The following is a 2333-nucleotide window of genomic DNA, read 5'->3' as shown; positions in this document are numbered from 1 at the left end:
GGGTGGCGATGTAGTTGCCGGCGTTGAAGACGGCAAGCACGATCGGCCCCATCTGTTCTTCGATCGCGGCGGCTGTGCGCGCCATGCCGTGCTCGTCGGTCACGTCGCAGGGAAAGGACCTCACATGTCCGGACATTTGCGCCGTTTCGACGATCAGCGTGTCGGCTGGGTCTCCCGGCAGCGATGTCACCGCCACGGCATAGCCTTGATTGGCGAGATCCTTGGCCAGCGCGCGCCCAAGCCCGCTGCTGCCGCCCGTGATCCAGGCGACACCGTCTCTCGGATTGGCCCGGTAAAGTGTCATGGGGTTCCCGCAGATGTTCTGGTTTGCTCTAGCGGCGGAGAAATCGGTTGAAAAGAGCGGTTTTGCGCCTGTCACTGAAATGATCACGTGCGTTGCACCATCCGGAATGCGACTGGACCAGGCAAAATCTTGCCTTGAAACCGCGGCGTCCGGTTTTTAGGGTCTCGCCGCACACATGAAGGAATCCCACATGCCCCGTTCTGTGATCGAAGCGATCGGCAACACGCCCCTGATCCGGCTCAACAAGGCTTCGGAAGCGACCGGCTGTGAGATCCTCGGCAAGGCCGAATTCATGAATCCGGGGCAATCGGTGAAAGATCGGGCCGGCCTGTTCATCATCCGCGATGCCGAGCAGCGCGGCCTGCTCAAGCCCGGCGGGCTCATCGTCGAAGGCACCGCCGGCAACACCGGCATCGGCCTGACGCTGGTCGCCAAGGCGCTCGGCTACCGCACCGTGATCGTCATCCCCGACACGCAGAGCCAGGAAAAGAAGGACACGATCAAGATACTGGGCGCGGAGCTCATCGAAGTGCCGGCCGTGCCGTACAAGAATGCCAACAATTACATAAAACTGTCGGGCCGCCTTGCCGAGCAACTGGCACGCTCCGAACCCAACGGCGCGATCTGGGCCAACCAGTTCGACAATGTCGCCAACCGCGACGGCCATGTCCGCACGACCGCGCAGGAAATCTGGGCCCAGACCGGCGGCAAGATCGACGGCTTCGTCTCGGCCGTCGGCTCCGGCGGCACGCTCGCCGGTGTCGCTCTCGGGCTCAAGGGCAAGAGCAAGGACGTCAAGATCGCGCTCGCCGATCCGCTGGGCGCCGCGCTCTACAGTTTCTACACCAGCGGCGAGTTGAAATCCGACGGCAACTCGATCACCGAGGGCATCGGCCAGGGCCGCATCACCGCCAATCTCGAAGGCTTCACGCCGGACTTCTCCTACCAGATCCCGGACGAGGAAGCGTTGCCCATCATCTTCGACCTGATCCAGGAAGAGGGACTCTGCGTCGGCGGCTCGACAGGCATCAACATTGCCGGCGCCATCCGGCTGGCGCGCGAGCTCGGACCCGGCCACACCATAGTGACGATCCTTGCCGACTACGGCACGCGCTACCAGTCCAAGCTCTTCAATCCGCAATTCCTGCGCGGCAAGAACCTTCCGTTGCCGGGCTGGATGGAAGAAAAAGCCGACATTTCCGTGCCGTTCGAAAAGGTAGCATGATGGCGTACAGGACCGAGGCGCTGTTTCGCGACGACGCCTACCAGAAGACGGCCGAGGCCGAGGTCGTCGCCATCAACGATCGCGGCGGCATCCTTCTCGACCGCACGATCTTCTACGCCACGTCGGGCGGACAGCCGGGCGATGCCGGCATGCTCGAACGTGCCGACGGCGGCCGCATCGCGATCGCCGCCACCATCACCGGCGAGACCAAGGAAGAGATCATCCATGTGCCTGCGCCAGAACAGGCCTTGCCGGCAGTCGGCGAAAAGCTGAAGCTTCTCATCGACTGGGAGCGGCGACACCTCCTGATGCGCATGCATTCCGCCTGCCACCTGCTGACGGTCGTTTGCCCGTTTCCGATCACCGGTGCGGCGGTCGCCGAGGACGACAGCCGTGTCGACTTCGATATTCCCGACGCCGGCTTCACCAAGGAGGATGTGACCGCCCGGCTGATGGAGTTGGTGCGCGCCGACCATCCGATCTTCACCCGGCTGATCACCGACGAGGCGCTTGCCGCCAATCCCGGCCTCGTCAAATCGAAGAACGTCCGCCCGCCCGTCGGCACCGGCAAGATCCGCCTGGTCTGCATCGGCGACAACGGCTCGATCGACAGCCAGCCTTGCGGCGGCACGCATGTGAAGTCGACCGGCGAGGTCGGCGAGATCCACATCGGCAAGATCGAGAAGAAGGGCCGCGAGAACCGGCGCTTCCGCATCCGCTTCGGACCAATGCCGGCGAGCTGACGCTCGAAGAGATGGAGCATGATGTCGCCCGAAAACCGCTTCACACTTTTCGGTATCATGC

At 63.4% G+C, this 2333-nt stretch carries 3 protein-coding genes; 2 read left to right on the top strand and 1 reads right to left on the bottom strand.

Annotated elements, in window-relative coordinates:
• On the bottom strand, nucleotides 1-304 hold a 304-nt coding region (locus EOD07_RS31190), incomplete at its 3' end, for an SDR family NAD(P)-dependent oxidoreductase (RefSeq protein WP_127238021.1).
• Nucleotides 305-494: 190 nt separating this feature from the next.
• On the opposite strand from EOD07_RS31190, the gene EOD07_RS31185 reads away from it, so the two are divergent.
• Together EOD07_RS31185 and EOD07_RS31180 are read left to right on the top strand one after the other, a co-directional pair.
• Entirely contained in the window at nucleotides 495-1529 is a 1035-nt protein-coding gene (locus tag EOD07_RS31185; RefSeq protein ID WP_127238020.1) for a cysteine synthase A, read from the top strand.
• Complete coding sequence (locus EOD07_RS31180; protein WP_127238022.1) at nucleotides 1529-2272, top strand: alanyl-tRNA editing protein; 744 nt, start codon at nucleotides 1529-1531, stop codon at nucleotides 2270-2272. Before EOD07_RS31185 ends, EOD07_RS31180 begins: the two co-directional genes overlap by 1 nt.
• Nucleotides 2273-2333 lie beyond the last annotated feature (61 nt).

Source organism: Mesorhizobium sp. M2C.T.Ca.TU.002.02.1.1 (assembly GCF_003997225.1).
The sequence above is the reverse complement of the archived record's forward strand: the minus strand, read 5'-3'. Positions and strand labels throughout refer to the sequence as shown.

Bases quoted from the DNA above. Each gene is read 5' to 3' on its own strand.
- EOD07_RS31185 (WP_127238020.1), top strand. From the start codon at position 495: ATGCCCCGTTCTGTGATCGAAGCGATCGGCAACACGCCCCTGATCCGG.
- EOD07_RS31180 (WP_127238022.1), top strand. From the start codon at position 1,529: ATGGCGTACAGGACCGAGGCGCTGTTTCGCGACGACGCCTACCAGAAG.